At 31.7% G+C, this 22045-nt stretch carries 13 protein-coding genes; 4 read left to right on the top strand and 9 right to left on the bottom strand.

Going from position 1 to position 22045, the window contains the following annotated elements:
• Window positions 1–30: 30 nt before the first annotated feature.
• The 9 genes from ASC41_RS00480 to panC all read right to left on the bottom strand — a co-directional run bounded on the left by ASC41_RS00480 (window position 31) and on the right by panC (window position 14555).
• A complete protein-coding gene (locus tag ASC41_RS00480) occupies window positions 31–417 on the bottom strand; it encodes a TraR/DksA family transcriptional regulator (RefSeq protein ID WP_055434682.1) in 387 nt (128 codons plus the stop codon).
• Window positions 418–421: 4 nt separating this feature from the next.
• Window positions 422–3826, bottom strand: coding sequence for an isoleucine--tRNA ligase (gene ileS, locus ASC41_RS00475; protein WP_055434681.1), 3405 nt, complete (start codon window positions 3824–3826; stop codon window positions 422–424).
• 241 nt (window positions 3827–4067) lie between these two features.
• On the bottom strand, window positions 4068–4622 hold the full coding sequence (locus ASC41_RS00470) for a hypothetical protein (protein WP_055434680.1): 555 nt from the start codon (window positions 4620–4622) through the stop codon (window positions 4068–4070).
• A 113-nt stretch (window positions 4623–4735) separates the two neighbouring features.
• Window positions 4736–9541 carry a LamG-like jellyroll fold domain-containing protein gene (locus tag ASC41_RS00465; protein WP_055434679.1) on the bottom strand — a complete coding sequence of 1602 codons (4806 nt, stop codon included), beginning with the start codon at window positions 9539–9541 and terminating at the stop codon, window positions 4736–4738.
• Window positions 9542–9757: 216 nt separating this feature from the next.
• Window positions 9758–11116, bottom strand: coding sequence for a DNA repair protein RadA (radA, locus tag ASC41_RS00460; protein ID WP_055434678.1), 1359 nt, complete (start codon window positions 11114–11116; stop codon window positions 9758–9760).
• 88 nt (window positions 11117–11204) lie between these two features.
• Window positions 11205–12350, bottom strand: a complete 1146-nt coding sequence (locus ASC41_RS00455) for an alpha/beta hydrolase (RefSeq protein ID WP_055434677.1) — start codon at window positions 12348–12350, stop codon at window positions 11205–11207.
• Window positions 12351–12385: 35 nt separating this feature from the next.
• Window positions 12386–13339, bottom strand: coding sequence for a lysylphosphatidylglycerol synthase transmembrane domain-containing protein (locus tag ASC41_RS00450; RefSeq protein WP_055434676.1), 954 nt, complete (start codon window positions 13337–13339; stop codon window positions 12386–12388).
• Between the two features lie 3 nt (window positions 13340–13342).
• Window positions 13343–13693, bottom strand: coding sequence for an aspartate 1-decarboxylase (gene panD, locus ASC41_RS00445; RefSeq protein WP_055434675.1), 351 nt, complete (start codon window positions 13691–13693; stop codon window positions 13343–13345).
• Between the two features lie 13 nt (window positions 13694–13706).
• A complete protein-coding gene (gene panC, locus ASC41_RS00440) occupies window positions 13707–14555 on the bottom strand; it encodes a pantoate--beta-alanine ligase (RefSeq protein WP_152971390.1) in 849 nt (282 codons plus the stop codon).
• A 173-nt stretch (window positions 14556–14728) separates the two neighbouring features.
• On the opposite strand from panC, the gene ASC41_RS00435 reads away from it, so the two are divergent.
• The 4 genes from ASC41_RS00435 (at window position 14729) to ASC41_RS00420 (ending at window position 22045) form a co-directional block, all read left to right on the top strand.
• Window positions 14729–15535: a glycogen/starch synthase gene (locus tag ASC41_RS00435; protein WP_055434673.1), complete on the top strand. Its 807-nt coding sequence runs from the start codon at window positions 14729–14731 to the stop codon at window positions 15533–15535.
• Between the two features lie 28 nt (window positions 15536–15563).
• Window positions 15564–17210, top strand: a complete 1647-nt coding sequence (locus tag ASC41_RS00430) for a BamH family beta-barrel-assembly machinery protein (protein WP_160318789.1) — start codon at window positions 15564–15566, stop codon at window positions 17208–17210.
• A gap of 6 nt (window positions 17211–17216) precedes the next feature.
• The gene (gene glmS, locus ASC41_RS00425; RefSeq protein ID WP_055434671.1) at window positions 17217–19064 is read left to right on the top strand and encodes a glutamine--fructose-6-phosphate transaminase (isomerizing); all 1848 of its coding nucleotides are present in this window, start codon (window positions 17217–17219) and stop codon (window positions 19062–19064) included.
• Window positions 19065–19264: 200 nt separating this feature from the next.
• Window positions 19265–22045 carry a TonB-dependent receptor gene (locus ASC41_RS00420; protein WP_055434670.1) on the top strand — a complete coding sequence of 927 codons (2781 nt, stop codon included), beginning with the start codon at window positions 19265–19267 and terminating at the stop codon, window positions 22043–22045.

Below are 22045 nucleotides of genomic sequence, written 5' to 3'. Positions count from 1 at the left end.
TTGGCTTTTTTTTGTTTTAATGTGTAGTAATTAACTTTTCTGTATATTTTTAGCCTCAATACTTAAAGTAGCATGTGGAACTAATTCTAGGCGCTTAGGATTAATTAATTTCCCTGTAACTCTACATACACCATAACTTTTATTTTCTACTCTTATAAGTGCATTTTTAAGATCACGAATAAATTTTTCTTGTCTAATTGCTAAAGCAGAATTAGATTCTTTACTGTTAACAGCACTACCTTCATCAAAGGCTTTAAATTGAGGCGAAGTATCTTCTGTCCCATTTGTATGGTCATTCATATACGCACTCTTAATAAGCTCTAAATCACGTTTAGCGTGATCTATTTTATCTAAAATTATAGTTTTAAATCTTTCTAATTCGCTATCCGAATATCTAACTGTATTTTCTATTGCCATAACATTAATTTTTTGTGATAAATAATTTGGTCTCTATAGCATCAAACGCAATATCTATACCATTATTTAACTGTTCTACAACCTCAAGACTATCTGTTAATGTTTCAGCCTTGATATATTCTAAATTCGTTTCTATTGCTTTTGTAATATCATCATGCTTTTGAATTTGAATAGATATACGATCTGTAACTTCAAAACCTGAATCTTTACGTAAATTCTGAATACGGTTTACAAGCTCACGAGCAATACCTTCTTCGCGTAAACCTTCAGAAATTGTTACATCTAAAGCAACTGTTAATGCTCCTTCACTAGCTACAAGCCATCCTTCAATATCTTGAGAAGTAATATCTACATCACTACGTTCTAAAGTAATATTTTTTCCATTACACTCGACATCGATAGTACCATTTTGTTCGATACTTTTAATATCATCCGAAGTCATTTTCTGTATCTCACTAGCAATCAACTTCATGTCTTTACCAAAACGTGGTCCTAAAGCTTTAAAATTAGGCTTAATCTGTTTTACTAAAATATCTGCAGCATCTTCTAAAAGCTCTACACTCTTAATATTTACTTCACTTTTAATTAAATCTGCAACTGCTAAAATTTCTTCTTTTTGTTCTTCTGAACTCACAGGAATCATAATTTTTTGCAATGGCTGACGCACTTTAATTTTTTCTTTAGCTCGTAATGATAATACTAAAGAGCAAATTGTTTGTGCTGCTTCCATTTTACGCTCTAAGGCTTTATCGATAAAGCGCTCATCACTTTTTGGAAACTCTGCCAAATGTACACTTTCAAAGTTTTCAGAATGTGTTGTATTTGTTAAGTCTAAGTAAAGTTTGTCCATAAAAAATGGTGCAATTGGTGCTCCCAGTTTCGCTATGGTTAACATACAAGTGTATAACGTTTGGTAAGCCGATATCTTATCTTGTTGATAATCGCCTTTCCAGAAACGTCTTCTACTTAAACGTACGTACCAGTTACTTAAGTAATCTTGAGTAAAATTAGAAATAGCACGAGCCGCTTTTGTTGGTTCGTATTCTGCATAATACTCGTCTACTCTTTGAATTAATGTGTTTAACTCAGAAAGTATCCATCTATCAATTTCTGGTCTATCTTCTAATGCAATATCTGCTTCAGAATACGTAAACTTATCAATATTTGTATAGAGTTGAAAGAAAGAATACGTGTTATAAAGTGTTCCGAAAAACTTACGCTTTACCTCTTCTATTCCTTCTAAATCGAATTTTAAATTATCCCATGGATTTGCATTTGAAATCATATACCAACGTGTAGCATCTGCTCCGTAAGTGTCAAGAGTTTCAAATGGATCTGTTGCATTACCTAAACGTTTAGACATTTTCTGTCCATTTTTATCTAACACTAATCCGTTAGACACCACGTTTTTGTAAGCTACAGAATCGAAAACCATAGTTGCAATAGCGTGAAGCGTATAAAACCATCCTCGTGTTTGGTCTACTCCTTCTGCAATAAAATCGGCTGGAAAAGCTTTGTTTTCGTCAATTTTATCTTTATTCTCAAATGGATAATGCCATTGTGCATAAGGCATAGAACCAGAATCGAACCAAACATCTATTAAATCGCTTTCACGTTTCATTGGTTGTCCGCTTGCCGATACTAATACAATTTCATCAACAATGTTTTTATGTAAATCTATTTTCGCATAATTTTCTTCAGAATTGTTTCCAACTTCAAAATCTGCAAAAATATCTTCAGCTAAAACACCAGCTGAAACTGCTTTCTTCATTTCTGCTTTTAGTTCTTCAACAGAACCAATACAAATTTCCTCTTTACCATCTTCTGTTCTCCAGATTGGTAATGGAATTCCCCAATAACGAGATCGAGATAAATTCCAATCGTTTGCGTTTGCTAACCAGTTACCAAAACGTCCTGTTCCTGTAGACTCAGGTTTCCAGTTAATGCTTGTATTTAACTCGTGCATTCTACCTTTTACATCAGTAACTTTAATAAACCAAGAATCTAATGGGTAATAAAGGATCGGTTTATCTGTACGCCAACAATGTGGGTAACTGTGCTTATATTTTTCAACCTTAAAGGCCTTGTTTTCTTCTTTTAACTTAATCGCCAATTCAACGTCTATTGAACGTTCTGGTGCTTCACCATCTGCATAATATTCGTTCTTAACATACTTACCACCAAACTCTTTCATCTCTGGTCTAAAACGACCTTGTAAATCTACAAGTGGTACTAAATTATCATTCTCGTCTTTTACTAAAAGTGGCGGAATTTCTGGTGTTGCTTGTTTTGCAACCAAAGCATCATCTGCTCCAAAAGTTGGTGCTGTATGTACTATTCCTGTACCATCTTCAGTCGTAACAAAATCTCCTGCGATTACTCTAAAAGCATTTTCAGGGTTATCGTTTGGTAAAGCGTATGGCAATAATTGTTCGTATTTAATACCAACAAGGTCCTTTCCTAAAAATTCTTTTACAACAAAATATGGTATTTTCTTATCTCCATCTTTATATTCTAAAAGTGCCGGTTTATCTTCAACTCTTTTAAACTTTCCGTCAAACTGTTTGTTTACTAATGCTTTTGCCAAAATTACATTCATAGGTTTGAATGTGTATTGGTTATAAGTTTCAACTAAAACATAATCAATTTTTGGTCCAACAGTTAATGCTGTATTACTTGGCAATGTCCAAGGTGTTGTAGTCCATGCAGTAAAATGGATATCGCCTTCGTTCTGTAAAAAATCTGGCAATGTACTTTCTATAGCTTTAAACTGAGCAACAATAGTTGTATCTGTTACATCTTGGTAAGCACCTGGCTGATTAACCTCGTGAGAACTTAAACCGGTTCCTGCTTTTGGTGAATAAGGCTGAATAGTATAGCCTTTATAAATTAGTTTTTTAGTGTATATTTCTTTTAATAACCACCAAACTGTTTCCATGTATTTAGGCTCGTAAGTAATATATGGATCTTCCATATCTACCCAATAACCCATTTTTTGCGTTAGGTTATTCCAAACATCGGTATAACGCATTACTGCTTTACGGCAAGCTGCATTATAATCTTCAACAGAAATAGTTTTACCAATATCTTCTTTGGTAATACCTAATTCTTTCTCTACACCTAATTCTATTGGTAGTCCATGTGTATCCCAACCAGCTTTACGCTTAACTTGGTAACCTTTCATGGTTTTATAACGTGGAAAAATATCTTTAATGGAACGTGCTAATACGTGGTGCACTCCTGGTAAACCATTTGCACTTGGTGGACCTTCGAAAAACACATAAGGTTCTGCGTTTTCTCTTGTAGTTACACTTTTTTCAAAAATGTTGTTTTCTTGCCAGTATGCTAAAATTTCTTCTGCAATGTTTGGTAAGTTAAGTCCTTTATATTCAGGGAATCCTGCGCTCATTTTTTCTAATTTCTTCAGTTCGTAATATCTTCTTATAAAATCAGGTTTAATAAAGCAATAGAAGCTATTATTGCTAATCGTCAAATTACTAAGCATTTGACCTGTTTCTAATAAGAAAAGCGAAATTAAGGAATTTTAGTAAAAAAGAGGTTATAATTAATTAACAGAAATACGCTTCAAATCATTTAATCTTCAACAAAAATTTCATCGTCACACAAATCATTATAAAATTCAACAATTTTTATAGCTCTTTTTTTGTGTATTTTTCGCTGTTTATTTTACTAACCAAACTCGGGCAGTCTTCGAAGAATTTAGTTGCTTCCTTGTTATAAAAACCATTATTAAGTTTAGTAATTAACTCTTGCTCTGGCTTTTTTATATAATAATGGTTTTTATTTTTTTTAGACACCTCTATATAAGAGCCTCCAAACTTATCGTCATTTGAAAATAACTCTCTTGTAATATAACGATAATAATCAATTGTTTTATAAAGGTTTACATTCCCTTTTTCAATGACTTCTAGTAATAATGGATAAGACAAATCTGCTTTTAAATATTGATACTCACACATTACATCTTTATCAAAACCGTGAAATGTTATAGCTTTTACCATGATATCCTTCCATTCATCAGGATCGTCTTCTAAGGTTAATCTAAACAGTATTATCCAATTATCTTTAATACTTGCGTACCCTTTTAATGATGTTCCATCTCTAAAAAACAAGGTTGCTTCTTGGTCTTGGGCAAGTGCTAAGTTTAGCGTTAAAAAAGACAGTATAAAAAAGAGTTTATTCATAATTCTTATTTAATAAACAATAATAAGAAATATGTTTTTAGCTATTAATACTATTACATAAAAAAAGTTTCAGTTAAACCTGAAGCTTTTTTATACTACATTAAAATATCGATTTAATTAGAATTAATTATAGCTTTTTTAGTAATAACAAAATTTGTAGACTTTATATTAAAAATATAAGTTCCTGTTTGTAATTGTATTGGAATTTCAATTCTATTAATTGAAGTATTAACCTCTTGTTCTAATACTATTTGACCTAGCATATTTATTACCTGGACAGTATTTATCTCCTTGTTTGAAGGATTAGAAATTGTTAAAACTGAATTGTTTTTTACAAATACGGTTAAATTATTATTCTCTTCAAATTCATCGGTTGACAAACTCGTAGGATCTTGTGTAAACACAATACTAAATCGATTTGTAATTTCTCCTAAATCTACAGTTGTTGTATACTTAGCTTCTCTAAGATTATGATATGTACTATCGTCTTTTAAGTAAATGTCTAATAATGGATCTACATTTTCTAAAGCATCTATACCTATTTCTATAATACCTCCATTTACAGTTTTAACTGTTAGTGGTAGCGCTGTTGTAGGTAGGGTTTCATTTGTTCCTTGTATTAAGAATTTATCATTTGCAAATTCCCAATACATATCTTCACTATTACTTTCGTTTATTTTTCCATCGTATCCCCAATTATAGTCGATAGTAGCATTCTCGTCAATAGTTAAAAGAATTTGTCTATTATAAGTTTCTGGTGATTTAAAGCCAAATCTAAACTTAGGTCTTAGATCTTCTATAGCAGAATCGTTGTTAGTATTGGTAGAGTTATTAGTGTTGTTTTTAAAAAACCATGAATTTATATTTCCTGTTTCTTTAACAAAAACTCTTTGATCATTTTCAAATTTAATATCTCCAGAACTTGAGCCCTCTACAAAGAAACCTTGACTTACAGGTACGTAACGTTGTGGTGTTTTTATACCAGTCCCTCCCGATCCATCTGTTCCTCCTGTTGTATAGTCATGCTGTATTGCAGGAACTCCTCCAGAGAGATTATAAACTCCATAACCGCCTTGATACTCTAAGGTATTATGTGTTCCTCCTGCAAAATGCTCCCAGAAATAAAGTACTCCTGTAAGGTTAAGGTTATCTAAAATAAAAGCATTAGCGTCTATTGCTGAAGCGTATGGATTACCAACTAAATAAGTATTATTTGCACTTATTGGCAATAATATAGTAGCATTATTTGGCTTACCTGTAAAAGTATAATTTTGCTCATTTGAAACTGCTCCAGTTCCTGGTCCTTTCATAGAATAACCTTCTCCTGCTTTTAAACTACCAGTTTCAAGTACATGCTCCCAATTATAGTAGTCTGTTGCAAGATTACCATATTTCCATAACCAGTAACGAGCTGTTTTAATAGGAGAACTAGTATTATCACCATTATAACCACCAACAAAATCAATTGGTACTGGATTATTAGAATCTGTTCCATCCATCATTACACTCTCTATAGTATAACTTTCGTTTCCATCGACTGTTGTATCTGGATTGCTAGAATGTACTGGAGATGAAAAATAATTATAAGTATACAAGTTTTCTGTTCCTTGCTGGTCTCTTTCTAGTTTACCATTAGTACCAACTATTAAATCGCTCTCGTTTGTTTGAATTAATTGAGATTCGTTTTCTAAATCTATAAACCCATTTAATTCTAAATACCAAGTGTTTTTAAGTTCATTATCTGCGATTTCTAGTTCTTGATTTGCATCAACAAACAAACCTAATGTTGTATGATTTACAGCAGTATTTACATTGTTTTTTATATTTACAATAGACCAATCTTTATTGTTTACTTCATCTGTAATATCCCAAACATTACCATGAAGCCATGTTGCTGTTGTTGACCAATTTCCATCTGCTATTGTTTGATAAGGCATTGGAGCTGTTTGCTCTTGAACGCTTGTGATATTATGAAGTTCTAAGTTATTATTATTTTCGGAATAATCAGATGTTGTATTACTAATTATGTTAGACATTGGGTAATATCCTTTTAAACGACTCCATAATACCTTTTCTGAAGTACTAAAATCTTGAATATCTTTTGGTATAACAGTACCTCTTAAAACTCCTGAGTTATTCTCAATTTCTTGATATACCATTTGTTTTATTTGATCGTTTGTTAATGCAGAATCAAAAATTCTAACTTCATCAATATCTCCTTTAAAATGACCAAAACCAGCTGTGCTTGTATTTGTTGGATATCGTCCTATTGTAAATCCTCTTTGTGAATAAATATGAGGAGTTCCATTAAAATTTTTAGTTAAAAGTTCAGAATTTAATCTTGAATCTGTTGTTGTACCAACCAATTCTCCATTTAAATACAATTTAACTGTTTGGTCTGAAGAATTAAATACTCCTGTTAAATGATACCATAGATCATTTTCTAATTTAATACCTAATGACGAATCTGGTTGAACCTGTATATTAGAAGGATAGTTACTAGAAGCTGTTACTTGATCTTGAGTAATAACATAAAAAGCAGGTGTCCTACCATTAGTTACGTATAACCTCATATTTTCCTGACCTGCAACACTATATAAATTTGGAAGGTTCCCACTTGAAGTATGACCAATTTTTACCCATCCCATAACTGTTCCTGCTGTCCAGTTTTCTATGTAAGGTGCTGTATCTAAATAATCATCTATTCCATCGAAATCGATAGTTGCTGAAGATGGTGGATTAACATTAAAAACATCTCTATAATCTAAATCACCAACTGTAAATAAATCTCCATCTGCATCTGGTAAAACTGTTAAATTAGTTGGATCATCTATCTCATCGTTATAATCTAAATCATTAACATTAGATCCTTCAAAAGAATCATCTAAACCATCTAAATCTGTATCTACACCACTTGCTACATTAGCCATTCCGTTTTCTTCAATATCCAACATTTGATCGTTGTCTGAATCTAAATCTAAATAGTCTGGAGTACCATCTCCATCTGTATCTTCTATGTTTACAAAGCCTTCTCCATAATTATCGTCAACTCCATCATTATTTGCATCTATCATTGATGCACCATTACCACTTGGAGCAATATAACCTATTGTTGTTTGAGCTTCTACATTATCTGGAATACCGTCATTATCACTATCTATGTCAATAAAATCTGGGATATTATCTCCATCTAAATCATTACTACAATTTAAGCCATAACCCGTTGCATACAAAAATGTAGGTCCTTGAACTTTTTGTGTAACCTTAACAGTATTTGTTGCAGACGAATTCCATGTTATTGTATTAAACTGTGGATGAGATGGGTCTATAATTAAATCTTCTAATATTGAAGTTGCTGTACGTTTTCCCTGAATAGAAACTTCTCCGTTTGGAGATATAAAAATTCTTAATGAAATGAATAACGGATTACTATTATTATAATTTATTGACCAAACATTAGAATTACCAGACTGACCATATAAAGAATTATCTGAAGCAAAACGTACTAAAGACTCTCCAGTTGTATATGCCCACGTATTATCAAACTGAATTTCATCAGGCACTAATTTGGTACCGTTTATAATTAAATTAAAACTATTGTCTATCGAAGAAATATCAATTACATAACCACCTGTTGAAGCAGTCAAGTTAAAGGTTTGAGTGTTTCCGTTTGTAACAGAAAAAGTACTAAATTCTACTCTTCCACATTCATCAAAGTCTAGTATACCATCATTATCATTATCAAGATCACAACTGTTATTTAACCCATCTCCATCTGGATCATTAGTAGTTGCTGTACCTAAAATAGCACCATCTACACAATAATCAATTAGTGTTCCGTCAAAATTTCTACAATCATTATCTAACATTAGAGTTTGTGAACAGTTACCATAAGCAATACAAGCTTTAGAAACATTTGCTAACTCTGTAGAGTTATTAAAATTTTGGTAGACATTAGCTTTGTCTGCTGCATTTGTTCCTGGATAATACTCTAAATCAAGGTTTGGGCCTATTGTACCACTATTAAAAGTAGCTTTTTGTCCAAATCTTATATATCCAAGTTTAGAGTTACTGGTTGGACCTGCAAAAACACCATTTGTAACATTAACAGTACTTTTAATTGTCATTTCTCCTTCATTATAAAGATAATCAGAACTTGAAGACATATTCATACCAGAATTAAGATCCATAGTTGCATAATTTTCTAACACACCTCCATTAAAGACAATAGTCCCCGATTCTGTTATAAAAAGTCCAGTATTAATTATCTTTCCTCCATCTAAATCAAATCCTTGTTCTGTAGTTACATTACCACAATTACTAAATATAACATTAGACTTAAAAACAAAACTTAGCCCTATATTCAAATCACCTCTGTTTCTAAGGTTAGTTGCACCTTCTAATGCTATGTCTTTATTAATATTGAAAGTCCCAAAATTTTCAATGAAATTATTAGCAGAAGGGCTATCAAATTTTAAAGCTCCCATTTCTATTAAGCCATAATTTACAATACTATTAGCTCCTGAACTATTGAAATCAAAATCTACATTTCCAGAGGATCCAGTTTTTAAATATCCCGTTGCCGAAACAAATAAATCTAGTTCACTTTTAAATTCAACAGGTTGAAAAATAATAAAAGAACCTTGTACATCAATATCTACGCTAGTATTTATCGTTGTTACTATTGTACCATTTATAGTTACTGTTATACCTGGTGCAATACAAACCGAACTATTATCATGAAAAGTAACATCGGTAAGTGTTGCATTTGCTGTAAAACAAGTTTTAGTATTACTCGCAAAAACAAAATTACCTGTTGTAGGACCTACAACATCACAATTATTACATTGTGAGTAAATATTATTTATCAAAAAGAAGAAAAGTACTAAAAAAGCACTCTTAAGTAGTGTTGTATTCATAGGTTAAATCATTCATTTCCAATAGACTTGGGGAGTCAAAGGTAAAAAGTAGCCACAATATTAGTTTAAATAACAAATACAAACATTTATTATTCGATTAAATACATAAATTACCGTTTAGTTTATGCATTAACGCATTTTTAAACTAAAAACGACCAACTACCTGATTTAATAATTATTAAGTTGGTTTCGGCAACTTAATTTGCTTAGACACTTTTACACAATAAAGTCTACCAAATCTTCAATTTTAGAAATTAATTGGATTTTTATCTCTGTATCTTTAAGTGATATTTTATTATATTTTGAAACAAAAATAGTTGAAAAACCAAGTTTTTCTGCCTCAAGAATACGTTGTTCCACACGTTGAACTGGACGAATTTCTCCAGATAAACCAACCTCTGCTGCAAAACAATAATTTGAAGGTAATGCTTCGTCTTCGTTTGAAGATAATATTGAAGCTACTACGGCTAAATCTATAGCCGGATCATCTACGTTAATACCACCTGTAATGTTTAAAAATACATCTTTTGCTCCTAAACGAAAACCAGCTCGCTTTTCTAAAACCGCTAAAAGCATATTTAGTCGTTTAGCATTGAATCCTGTTGCGCTACGTTGCGGTGTTCCATAAACAGCAGTACTTACCAAGGCTTGCACTTCTATCATTAATGGGCGCATACCTTCTAAAGTTGCTGCAATAGCATTACCAGAAAGTTCTTCGTCTTTTTTAGAAATTAAAATTTCACTAGGATTACTTACTTCTCGTAAACCCGAGCCTTGCATCTCGTAAATACCAAGTTCATGCGTAGAACCAAACCTGTTTTTTTGAGCTCTTAAAATTCTAAATACGTGATTACGATCACCTTCAAATTGCAACACAGTATCTACCATGTGTTCCAATATTTTAGGTCCTGCTATATTACCATCTTTAGTAATGTGACCAATTAATATAACTGGTGTATTGGTTTCTTTTGCAAACTTAATTAGCTCTGTAGTACACTCTTTTACTTGAGAGATACTTCCGCTAGAAGATTCGATATAATCGCTATGCAATGTTTGAATAGAATCGATAATAACAATATCTGGCTCTAAAGCTTCGATTTGTTTGAAGATATTTTGAGTTTTTGTTTCGGTAAGAATATAACAACTGTCGTTATTAGGATTTATACGCTCTGCACGCATTTTAATTTGTTTCTGACTTTCTTCGCCTGAAACATAAAGCGTTTTATATGGTAATTTTAAAGAAATTTGAAGTAATAATGTACTCTTTCCAATTCCTGGTTCCCCACCTAAAAGTGTTAATGAACCTGGAACAATACCACCACCTAAAACACGATTAAACTCTGCATCTAAAGTATCTAACCTTGCTTCTTTACTTGAATCAATTTCTTTAATTCTTAAAGGTTTAGAAGCTCGCGATTTTGTATTTGAAGGCGTTTTCCAATCGCTCTTTTCTGGTTTTTGAATAACTTCTTCTACAATAGTATTCCACTCTTTACAAGCTGTACATTGTCCTTGCCATTTAGAATATTGCGTGCCACAACTTTGGCAAAAAAACGTGGTTTTAACTTTAGCCATAACAGGTTTTGTTTTACAACTGTATTAACAGCAAAAACACTTTTATTTAGTTAGTTATTTCTTCCGCGCAAGCGAAAAACATATTTATTTAGTATCCGAAATCAGCTTTAATTTGTTCTGAAAGCTCTAAAACATGATCTTTAGTAATACCACCAATTTCTTCTAAAATATAAGCAGACTGGTATGTTTTCATAGCTTTTTTTGTAGATCCGGTTTCTTCGTAATAACGTCCTAAATAATAGTTTCCTAAAAGTGTATTTGGATAATGTTTTCTGGCTAACTTTCCTAAAGGTTCGAAATACTCAAACTTTTGAGACTTATTTATCGCAGCTGCAATAGCTCTAAAATCGTTTATTAAAATTGGTTTATCAATTCCGAATAAATCATCGATAGCGGCATATTTTTCAACTAAATAATCTACAGGAGATGTTTCTAGTTTTAAAATAGTCTCTTTATATTCTTGCTTAGAAATAGGCTTAAAAACAAAGAAAATACTCTCTAAAGCTTTTGGTATAGCATGTGCAGGAAGTGAGTAATGCGTTGGACCATCGAAATTATCGAAAGCACTAAGCACGTTTTTATTATCAATACTTTTTATAGCTGTATTTAGAGCTTCAGTTTTTGTTTTAATGTCTTTAATATCATTATTAGAAGTTGCTAAATAATAAAATGTTTTAGTTTCAACACCGGATAACTTTTCGGTTAAAAAGGTTTGCATATCTGGAGCTAGCTCCGGACTTAAACTGACGTAAGCATTAAACAAAGGTATTTCTTTAAACAAATAATAGTTTATAAAATTTGCTGTAGCACCATGACCTACTGCTACTTTAAACTTTTCTGTTCTGTATGTTTTTTCTATGTAAGGCATTAATTCCATACCTATAAAATCGAAAAAAGCGGCTCCTGTTTCTTCTGGCAAAGAATTTAGTGGAGAATACATAGTATCGCTATCTCTCTTATCGAATTGATTAATACCAACCACTATTGCTTCTGGAATATCTTCCCAATAAGATGCATATTCTACATTTCCGGCAACAATTTCGAACATATAATCACCATCTAATACAACAACTACAGGATAACTTTTATCACTAGTATTGTAACTTCTTGGTAATTGAATCTTAACCTCTCTAGCTTCACCTAGTTTTTCTGAATTAAAATTTTTATAAGTGACTTGTGCTCCAATAAATTGTGCAGAAAGAAATATAACGAAAAGGTATAGTATACGTTTCATAGTAGTATTTATAAAATTAAAATGCAATGTACAAATTATTTCTTTCGATTGTAAATAGGTAGAAATAATAGTGATAAACCTCCTAAAATAATAATCATTACTGTTTGCGAAGTCCACATAATCCAACCAAATGCACGACTTGGATCTTCTAGCAAACTAAATAACAAAAAGGCTATAACTATAGCTTCTGGATAAGAACCAATACCTCCATTTGTGGCTGCTATACTAAAACTTGCCAAAATAAAACCTATTAAAACAGCTCCAAAAGGAATGGGATTTAATCCTTGAATAGCATAAGTTGTAACATAGAACATAAGTACATACATACTCCAAATAAAGATTGTATGAAATATGAATGCCCATTTTTTCTTCATTTTAAAAATACTTAAAGCGCCTTCTATTAAACCATTTACAAAGGTTTTAATTTTAATTGCTAACGCAAATGTGCTTCGTTTGATATAAAAAACAAAAAATAAAGCAGCAATAGCAAGTATTAAAAAAGCAAAGATGATTTTGGTGGGATTAAATTTTTCGGTTAAAAAATTATAGATAAAATCGAACTCTAAAAACAATGTAATAGCTATAATTACTAACATCATTAAAAGGTCTGCAATACGCTCTGCGACTATGGTTCCAAAGCCTTTTTCGAAAGGCACACCTTCGTAATTAGTAAGTATAGATGCACGCGCTACTTCTCCAGCCCTAGGTATAGTATAGTTTATTAAATAGGTTGCAAATACTGCCATTATACTATTACCTAGTTTTATTTTATAACCTAAAGGTTCTAACATAAAAGTCCATCTATATGCTCTAGACAAATGACTTAGTAAGCCAAAAAAAACACCCAAAAGGATGTATGTATAATCTGCTGTTTTAAAGTAACCTAAAAGCTCTTGAAAAGATAATTTTGACAAAGAATACCATATTAAAAAAACTCCCAATAAAATTGGGAGCGTGATTTTTAATATTTTAAGTATTGATTTACTCATTTATTATTTCAACAAATTAGTTGCTTCGTCTGGAAACACTAATGAAGGCTTAAATGTTTTAGCTTCTTCGATGTCCATAAAACCGTAAGTAATTAATATAAGTACATCACCAGGAGAAACTAATCTTGCCGCCGCACCATTAAGTGTTATTTCTCCACTATTTCTTGGTCCAGGAATGGCATAGGTTTCTAATCGAGCTCCATTATTATTATTTACAATTTGAACTTTTTCACCTTGTACAATATTAGCAGCATCCATTAAATCTTCATCAATAGTAATACTACCAATATAATTTAGGTCTGCGCCTGTTACTTTTACTCTGTGAATTTTTGATTTTACTACTTGTATTTGCATGGTGCAAAGTTAATTAATTAAGTGCTAAATTATCTATTAATCTAATATCATCTGCATATGCAGCAACAAACGCACGATACGTTTTAGATTTAGACTTTCTTTTTACTGTTTTTAGAGTTGAAATATCGGCAATAATAAAATATTCAAGTTCTAAGAATTTATTTTTTGCAAATTGCTTCTCTACCCACTCTGTTACTTCTTTAGCACTTTTTGTGCCAAACTTTTCCTTGGCAGTAGTTAAGGTTTCAAAAATAAAAGGTGCTGCTTTTTTATAGTCTGGTTTTAATCTTTCGTTTCTAGAACTGTAAGCCAAACCATTTTCTTCTCTAAAAATCTCACAACCTTTTACAGTTACAGGAATATTATATTTTTGAGCTAGTTTTTTAATTATTGCTAATTGCTGAAAATCTTTCTCTCCAAAATAAGCAATATCCGGAGTTACTATCTCAAAAAGTCTTTTAACAATAGTACCAACACCATCAAAATGGCCTTGCCTAAACTTGCCTTCCATTTCGAATTCTAAGCCATCAAAACTAAAATGCTCAGATTTTGTATTTCCTTCGTATATATCATCAACACTAGGTGCGTAAACAATAATTTTATTAGAAACCGTTTTTAAAAGCTCAACATCACGCTCTAAAGTTCTTGGATATTTTTTTAAATCCTCTTCATTATCAAACTGGGTTGGGTTAACAAAGATGCTAACCACACAAAAATCATTTTCCTGCAATGCTCTTTTTACTAAAGACATATGCCCATTGTGCAATGCTCCCATAGTTGGCACGAAACCAAAGGTTGTTCCTTTTGCCTTTTCCTTGGTAATCAGGTCTTGAATTTCAGATTTATTAGTACAAACTATCATTTTTAATATAAAATTAACGGATGCAAACATAATATATTAGTCGCAAACTGCATAAAATTTTGTACTTTTGCGTGTTTTTTAATTACATTTTTTGATGTTGAATTACTTTTTAAGTGTTTCACACTAAAAGAAAAAACAAAAAAACTAGAACATAAATCGAATAAAACTAACGTATGAAAGATAAGAGAATATTATATGTGTCGTCTGAAGTAGTGCCATATTTACCAGAAACAGAGATTTCTTCAATGTCGTTTGAAACTCCAAGAATGGTAAACCAACAGGGAGGACAAATTAGAATATTCATGCCTAGATATGGAAACATTAACGAAAGAAGACATCAATTACACGAAGTAATAAGACTTTCTGGAATTAACTTAGTTATTAATGATTTAGATATGCCGCTTATTATCAAAGTTGCATCTATACCAAAAGAGCGTATTCAGGTTTATTTTATTGATAATGATGAGTACTTTAAAAGAAAGGCTACTTTAACTGATGAAGACGGAAAATTGTTTTCAGATAATGATGAACGTGCCATTTTCTTTGCAAAAGGTGTTATTGAAACTGTTAAAAAATTAAACTGGTCTCCAGATATTATTCATGTGCATGGATGGCTTGCTTCTTTACTACCACTATACTTAAAGCAGTTTTATAAAGACGAACCTCTATTTAACGAAAGTAAAATTGTTACCTCGGTATACAATCAAAGCTTTGACGATACGTTAAATAAAGACCTAATTAATAAAGTAGCTTTCGATAACATCGATAAGGATGCAATAAAAATGCTAGAAAAGCCTACATACAATAATTTAATGAAGGTTGCTATAGACAACTCAGATGCTTTAATAATTGGCTCTAACGAAATCCCAAAAGAATTAGAAGATTACTTAGCAAAAACAGATAAGCCTGTTTTAGATTTTAAAGAAAAAGATGAGTTTGCTGAAGCTTACACAACCTTTTATAATGAAAGTGTTTTATAACACACGAAGATAATATTTTATGAAAAAAATGATTAAAAGCCTCAAGTCTGTGGCCCTACTTGGCTTAATTTTAGTGATTTCTACATCTTGTGATAACGATTTCACCAATATAGAAAGTAATATTCAAGGCATAAAAAACTTTGAAGCTACAAGTAAATTATTTCCATTTGTTACACGAACTAAAACGTTTACTCCTTTTTCCGGAGGCACAAACGATGCTGTTGGTGTTAAAACAAATGATTTAGATGGTAACCTTTTTGGTATTTATAATAGTCCAACGGCTACCTATGGAGCTACTGCTGCTAGTGTAACTGCCCAAGTTGCTCCATTAACTTATAATCCAGATTTTGGAGATGTAAACAGATCTGTTGAATCTATTTGGTTAAATATCCCTTACTTTTCTACTTTAGAAAGTACAGATGATGACGGTGCAAACACTTATCAGTTAGATTCTATTATTGGTCAAACAAATCAAAAATTCAAGTTATACATATACAGAAGTAATTATGTACTTAGAGATTTAGATCCTAATTCTAATTTTCAAGACCCACAATGCTACTACTCTAATCAAGGTGATTTAATTGAAACAAATGCTGAATTATTATATAAAGATGAAGAATTTGAAATAAGCAATACAGAGCACACTGTAGAAGAATTAGTTGATGGTGTTTCAGAAGTAACAGAACGTATCGCTCCAGGAATTAGAATTAATTTATTAAAATCGAATCCAACAGATATAGATACTAATAGAACTTTTTGGGAAAATATTTTCTTTGCCAACCAAGGCAACGATGTATTAAGTACAAAAAGTAATTTTAAGGATTTTTTTAGAGGCATAATTATTAAAGTTGAAGAAATAGACTCTGCTAACCCTAACGGAAGCTTAACATATTTAAACTTTAATTCTGCAAATATTATTTTTGATTACACAAATCAAGAAGAGGAAGATGCTGATGAACCTTATGATTCTTCAAACGAAACAATCTACACATTACAATTTACTGAAAACATTGTAAATACATTTAAACAAATTAATGTAGTTGATGATCATGATGGTGACGAAGACAATCTTTATTTAAAAGGAATCGATGGCTCTATGGCTGTTTTAGAATTATTTTCTGGAAACATTGAAAATGAAGATGGTGACATGGTACCAACTTTAGATTATTTTAATAGTAAAAAAGATAAATGGTTAATTAACGAAGCTAACTTAGTTTTTTATGTTAATCAAGATCTTGTTGGTGGTGATGAACCTGACCGACTAACACTTTACGATTTAAAAAACAACCTTCCAATTATTGATTACTTTTTAGACGGATCAACAAATACTGCTCAACCTGAATTCTCTAAAACAGCTTACTCCGAAATGCTAACAAGAGATAGTGACGATAATGGTGTACGTTATAAAATTAGATTAACTCAGCACATCACTAATATTTTACAAAGTGATTCTACAAATGTAAAACTAGGATTATTTATTGCAAATAATGTCAATTCTCTTTCAGAGTCTAAAATTCAAGGAATAAACAGAGATGAGGACGACACTACAATAGACATGGTGCCAAGCACAAGTGTTTTAAGTCCTAAGGGAACAATTTTACATGGTTATAACGACAATGTCGACACACCATTAAGAGCGGAGTTTGAAATTTTTTATACAGAACCAGAAAATTAAATATATATGTGTGGTATAGTTGGCTATATAGGCAAAAAAGAAGCGTATCCTATTATTCTAGAAGGATTAAAAAGACTAGAATATAGAGGATACGATAGTGCAGGAATTGCTTTGTACGATGGAGAGAACATAAAATTATCTAAAACTAAAGGTAAGGTTGCAGATCTTGAAAATAAGATTAATCAAGGTATGCAAACTAGTGGATCTGTAGGTATTGGTCATACACGCTGGGCCACACATGGTGTTCCAAACGATGTTAACTCTCACCCTCATTATTCTAATTCTGGAGAACTAGTGATAATTCATAACGGGATTATTGAAAACTACGCTTCAATAAAAGAAGAACTTATAAAAAGAGGCTACACTTTCACTTCTGACACAGATACAGAAGTATTAATAAATCTTATCGAAGATGTAAAAAAGAACGAAAAGGTAAAATTAGGTAAAGCAGTACAAATAGCACTTAACCAAGTTATTGGAGCATATGCTATTGCAGTTTTCGATAAAAATAAGCCAGATGAAATTGTAGTTGCAAAATTAGGCAGCCCACTTGCAATTGGTGTGGGAGAAGATGAATTTTTTATTGCCAGTGATGCAACACCTTTTTTAGAATATACAAAAAAAGCAATTTACCTTGAAGATGAGGAAATGGCTGTTGTGCGTTTAAAAAAAGGTATTAAGATTAGAAAAATTAAAGATGATTCTTTAGTTGCTCCATACATTCAAGAGTTACAACTTAACTTAGAACAAATAGTAAAAGGTGGTTACGATCATTTTATGCTAAAAGAAATACACGAACAGCCTGAAGCTATAAAAGACACTTATCGCGGAAGAATGCTAGTAAAAGAAGGCATAATAAGAATGGCCGGTATTGATGATAATCTAGAACGTATTCTTAATGCTAATAGAATTATTATTATTGCTTGTGGTACATCATGGCATGCTGGTTTAGTTGCAGAATATATATTCGAAGACTTAGCTAGAATTCCTGTTGAAGTAGAATATGCATCAGAATTTAGATATAGAAATCCTGTTATCACAGAAAAAGATGTAGTTATCGCTATTTCTCAATCTGGAGAAACCGCAGATACTTTAGCTGCAATAAAATTAGCAAAATCTAAAGGCGCATTTGTTTTTGGTGTTTGTAATGTTGTAGGCTCTTCAATTGCAAGAGAAACACATGCTGGAGCTTATACACATGCTGGACCTGAAATAGGGGTAGCATCTACAAAGGCTTTTACTACTCAAATTACCGTACTTACATTAATAGCTCTTAAATTAGCGAAAGAAAAAGGGACTATTTCTAAATCCGATTTTCAACTTCATTTACAGGAGTTAGAACTTATCCCTAGTAAAGTAGAAAAAGCTTTACTACAAGATGAACATATTAAAACAGTAGCTCAAACTTATAAAGATGCTAAAAACTGTTTATATCTAGGTCGAGGTTATAATTTCCCAGTAGCATTAGAAGGCGCTTTAAAACTTAAAGAGATTTCCTATATTCATGCTGAAGGTTATCCTGCTGCAGAAATGAAACATGGCCCTATTGCTCTTATAGATGATCAAATGCCCGTTTTTGTAATTGCAACAAAAAAAGGACACTATGAAAAAGTTGTAAGTAACATTCAAGAAATAAAATCACGTAAAGGAAAAATTATAGGTATAGTAACAGAGGGAGATAAAGATGTAAAAGATCTTGCAGACCATGTTATTGAAGTACCAGAGACTATTGAGTCTTTAACACCGTTGTTAACTACTATTCCTCTACAATTGTTATCTTATCATATAGCAGTAATGCTTGATAAAAATGTAGATCAACCTAGAAATTTAGCTAAGTCTGTTACAGTAGAATAACACCTGTTAATACTATTTTAAGAGAATAAGACTAAATTATCAAATACTTAAAAAACACCGTTTTTTTTTATCATTAGTATAAAAAAAGACGGTGTTTATTTTTATATTTTTATTATGCACGCATAATTTTTGTTAACTTTTTTTTAAGATATAGTTAAAAAACGTATATTGGCTTATATTAAATTAACTAAATCTAAAAAATGAGAACAAACTTATCAATTGTATTGTTGCTGTTTTGCGCATTTGCTTTTGCACAAACCACATTAAGTGGTACTGTTATGGACAATAATGGAACTCCAATTCCTGGCGCAAATGTTATAGTAACAGGGACATCTTCGGGAAATGTAAGTGATTTTGATGGTCAATTTACATTAAAAACAGATAGTAATCCTCCATTCTCTGTACAAGCTAGTAGTGTTGGTTTTTCTACAGAAACAATGGATGTAACTTCAAAAAATCAAACATTAAATTTCGTATTACAAGAAGGTAGTGTTCTTGATGAAGTAGTTCTTTCTGCTTCTAGAACTCCAGAGCGTATTTTTGAATCTCCTGTAACGGTTGAACGTTTTGGTCTTAAAGAAATTAAAAACACAGCTTCTGCAGATTTTTACGGTGGATTAGAAAACCTTAAAGGTGTAGATGTAAACACAAATAGTTTAACCTTTAAATCTGTAAACACACGTGGTTTCGCAACATTTGCAAATACTAGATTTATGCAATTAGTAGACGGAATGGACAACTCTACTCCTGCTTTAAATTTCCCAATTGGAAACTTAGTTGGTATGGTTGAAACAGATGTTCAAAGTGTAGAATTGCTACCTGGTGCTTCTTCAGCTCTTTATGGAGCAAATGCATTTAATGGTGTTTTATTTATGAGAAGTAAAAATCCATTCGATCATCAAGGTATTAGAGTTTCTTTAAAAAGAGGTATTACCTCTCAAGAAGCTGCTGGAGATAATGCATATACAGATGTTGGAATAACAATGGGCCATAAGTTTTCAGAAAAATTTGCTGCAAAAGTGAATTTTGGATACTTGAAAGGTACAGATTGGCAAGCAACTAGTGAAATAGATAAGATTGATCCAAACAGAACTCGTGCTAACACTAACTATGATGGTATCAACGTTTATGGAGATGAAGTTTCTACAAACATCAGATCAGCTTCTGGACTTGGATTTATTCCAGATGTTGAAGTAAGCAGAACAGGTTATAACGAAAATACTTTAACAAACTATAATGCAGAAAGTATTAAAGCAGATTGGGGATTCTACTATAGACCAATTGAAGATAATAGTTTAGAGTTTTCTTATGTTGGTAAAGTTGGTACAGGTACTACAATTTATCAAGGAACCAATAGATATAATATTGATGGTTTCTTTCAACAACAACACAAATTAGAAGTTAGAAATGACAACTTTTTTGTAAGAGCTTATGAGGTTTCTGACAAAGCTGGTGATTCTTATGATATGGTTTTTACCGGAATTAACATTAACAGATCGTGGAAAAGTGATGAAGATTGGTTTGGAGATTACATAGGTAATTATGCAAATATAGAACTAGCCGGAAACCCTCAAGGTTTAACAACACAACAAAAACACGATGCTTCTAGAGCGGTTGCAGACGAAGGTCGTTTTTTACCAGGATCTACAGAGTTTAAAAATGCATTCGATAGAATTATTAAAGATCCAGATTTAGCTACAGGTTCTCAATTTAGAGATGCTTCTAAATACTTCCACAGTGATGCTAATTACAACTTTAGTCATTTAGTAGATATTGCAGACATTCAAGTTGGTGGATCTTACAGAAAATATAACTTAAATTCTGGAGGAAGTATTTATACCGATTTAGATGGTCCGATTGAATATTCTGAATATGGCGTTTATACTCAAATTCAAAAAGATTTAGAACTTAATAATGATATGAAATTAAAATTAACGGCTTCTGGACGTTATGATAAATCTGAATTATTCGATGGTTTTTTCTCTCCAAGATTATCTGCAGGTTTAACACTTAATAGAGATCATAATATTAGAGCTTCGGTTCAAACAGGATTTAGAAACCCAACTACTCAAGATTTATTTATAGGTCTAGATGCTGGTAGAGCAATATTAGTTGGTTCAGCGCCAAGCAACTTGAACAGATACGTTAGAACTTTCGAAGTAAGTACTGCTGCGCAAGGAACAAATCCTGCTCAAGGTGGATATGGTCAACCTGCAACAATTACACAAACAGGTGCAGCTGCATATAATAATTCTTATTCGGCTAGTTCTGTACAAGATTTCGCTAACACTCAAGATGTAAACTCTTTAAAAGTTGCAAATCCAAACATTATTAAGCCAGAACAAGTAACTTCTATGGAAATTGGTTATAGAGGTAAATTCGATAAATTAATTGTAGATTTTAGTACATACTATAACAAGTATCAAGATTTCATATCTCAGGAAGTTGTTATTTCACCTTACTATGGAATAGCTGGAGATGGAGGATTATCTGCAGGAGCGATTGCTAATGGTGATTACCAAGCATACAGTGCTTACACAAACTCAGATGTAGACGTAAATTCTTATGGAGCATCTCTTGGTTTATCTACTAAAGTACTTGATGGTTTTGATTTAAGTGGAAGTTATACATTTACAAAACAAGATTTCGATAGGGCATCTAATCCAGATTTCCAAACAAGTTTTAATACTCCAGAACATAAGTTTAAGGCTTCATTTGGTCATACAGAAGTATTTACAAACTTTGGTTTTAATGTATCATATAGATTTAGCGATGATTATTTCTGGGAAGCAACTTTTGGAAATGGTATTGTACCAGAATTCCATACAGTAGATGCACAAATAAACTATAAAGTACCTAGTTTAAAATCTGTAATAAAATTAGGTGCTACAAACCTTACAGGTAGTGAGTATTTTACAGCGTTTGGAACAGGATTTATAGGATCTATGTACTACGCATCATTAACAATTAATAACTTATAA

Source organism: Lacinutrix algicola, assembly GCF_001418085.1.
In the GTDB taxonomy this organism is placed as follows: domain Bacteria; phylum Bacteroidota; class Bacteroidia; order Flavobacteriales; family Flavobacteriaceae; genus Lacinutrix; species Lacinutrix algicola.
This window is presented reverse-complemented; position numbering and strand designations above follow the sequence as displayed.

Excerpts from the sequence above, each read along its gene's own strand:
- ASC41_RS00480 (WP_055434682.1), bottom strand. The coding sequence starts at position 417 with ATGGCAATAGAAAATACAGTTAGATATTCGGATAGCGAATTAGAAAGA.
- ileS (WP_055434681.1), bottom strand. The coding sequence starts at position 3,826 with ATGAGCGCAGGATTCCCTGAATATAAAGGACTTAACTTACCAAACATT.
- ASC41_RS00470 (WP_055434680.1), bottom strand. The coding sequence starts at position 4,622 with ATGAATAAACTCTTTTTTATACTGTCTTTTTTAACGCTAAACTTAGCA.
- ASC41_RS00465 (WP_055434679.1), bottom strand. The coding sequence starts at position 9,541 with ATGAATACAACACTACTTAAGAGTGCTTTTTTAGTACTTTTCTTCTTT.
- radA (WP_055434678.1), bottom strand. The coding sequence starts at position 11,116 with ATGGCTAAAGTTAAAACCACGTTTTTTTGCCAAAGTTGTGGCACGCAA.
- ASC41_RS00455 (WP_055434677.1), bottom strand. The coding sequence starts at position 12,350 with ATGAAACGTATACTATACCTTTTCGTTATATTTCTTTCTGCACAATTT.
- ASC41_RS00450 (WP_055434676.1), bottom strand. The coding sequence starts at position 13,339 with ATGAGTAAATCAATACTTAAAATATTAAAAATCACGCTCCCAATTTTA.
- panD (WP_055434675.1), bottom strand. The coding sequence starts at position 13,693 with ATGCAAATACAAGTAGTAAAATCAAAAATTCACAGAGTAAAAGTAACA.
- panC (WP_152971390.1), bottom strand. The coding sequence starts at position 14,555 with ATGATAGTTTGTACTAATAAATCTGAAATTCAAGACCTGATTACCAAG.
- ASC41_RS00435 (WP_055434673.1), top strand. The coding sequence starts at position 14,729 with ATGAAAGATAAGAGAATATTATATGTGTCGTCTGAAGTAGTGCCATAT.
- ASC41_RS00430 (WP_160318789.1), top strand. The coding sequence starts at position 15,564 with ATGATTAAAAGCCTCAAGTCTGTGGCCCTACTTGGCTTAATTTTAGTG.
- glmS (WP_055434671.1), top strand. The coding sequence starts at position 17,217 with ATGTGTGGTATAGTTGGCTATATAGGCAAAAAAGAAGCGTATCCTATT.
- ASC41_RS00420 (WP_055434670.1), top strand. The coding sequence starts at position 19,265 with ATGAGAACAAACTTATCAATTGTATTGTTGCTGTTTTGCGCATTTGCT.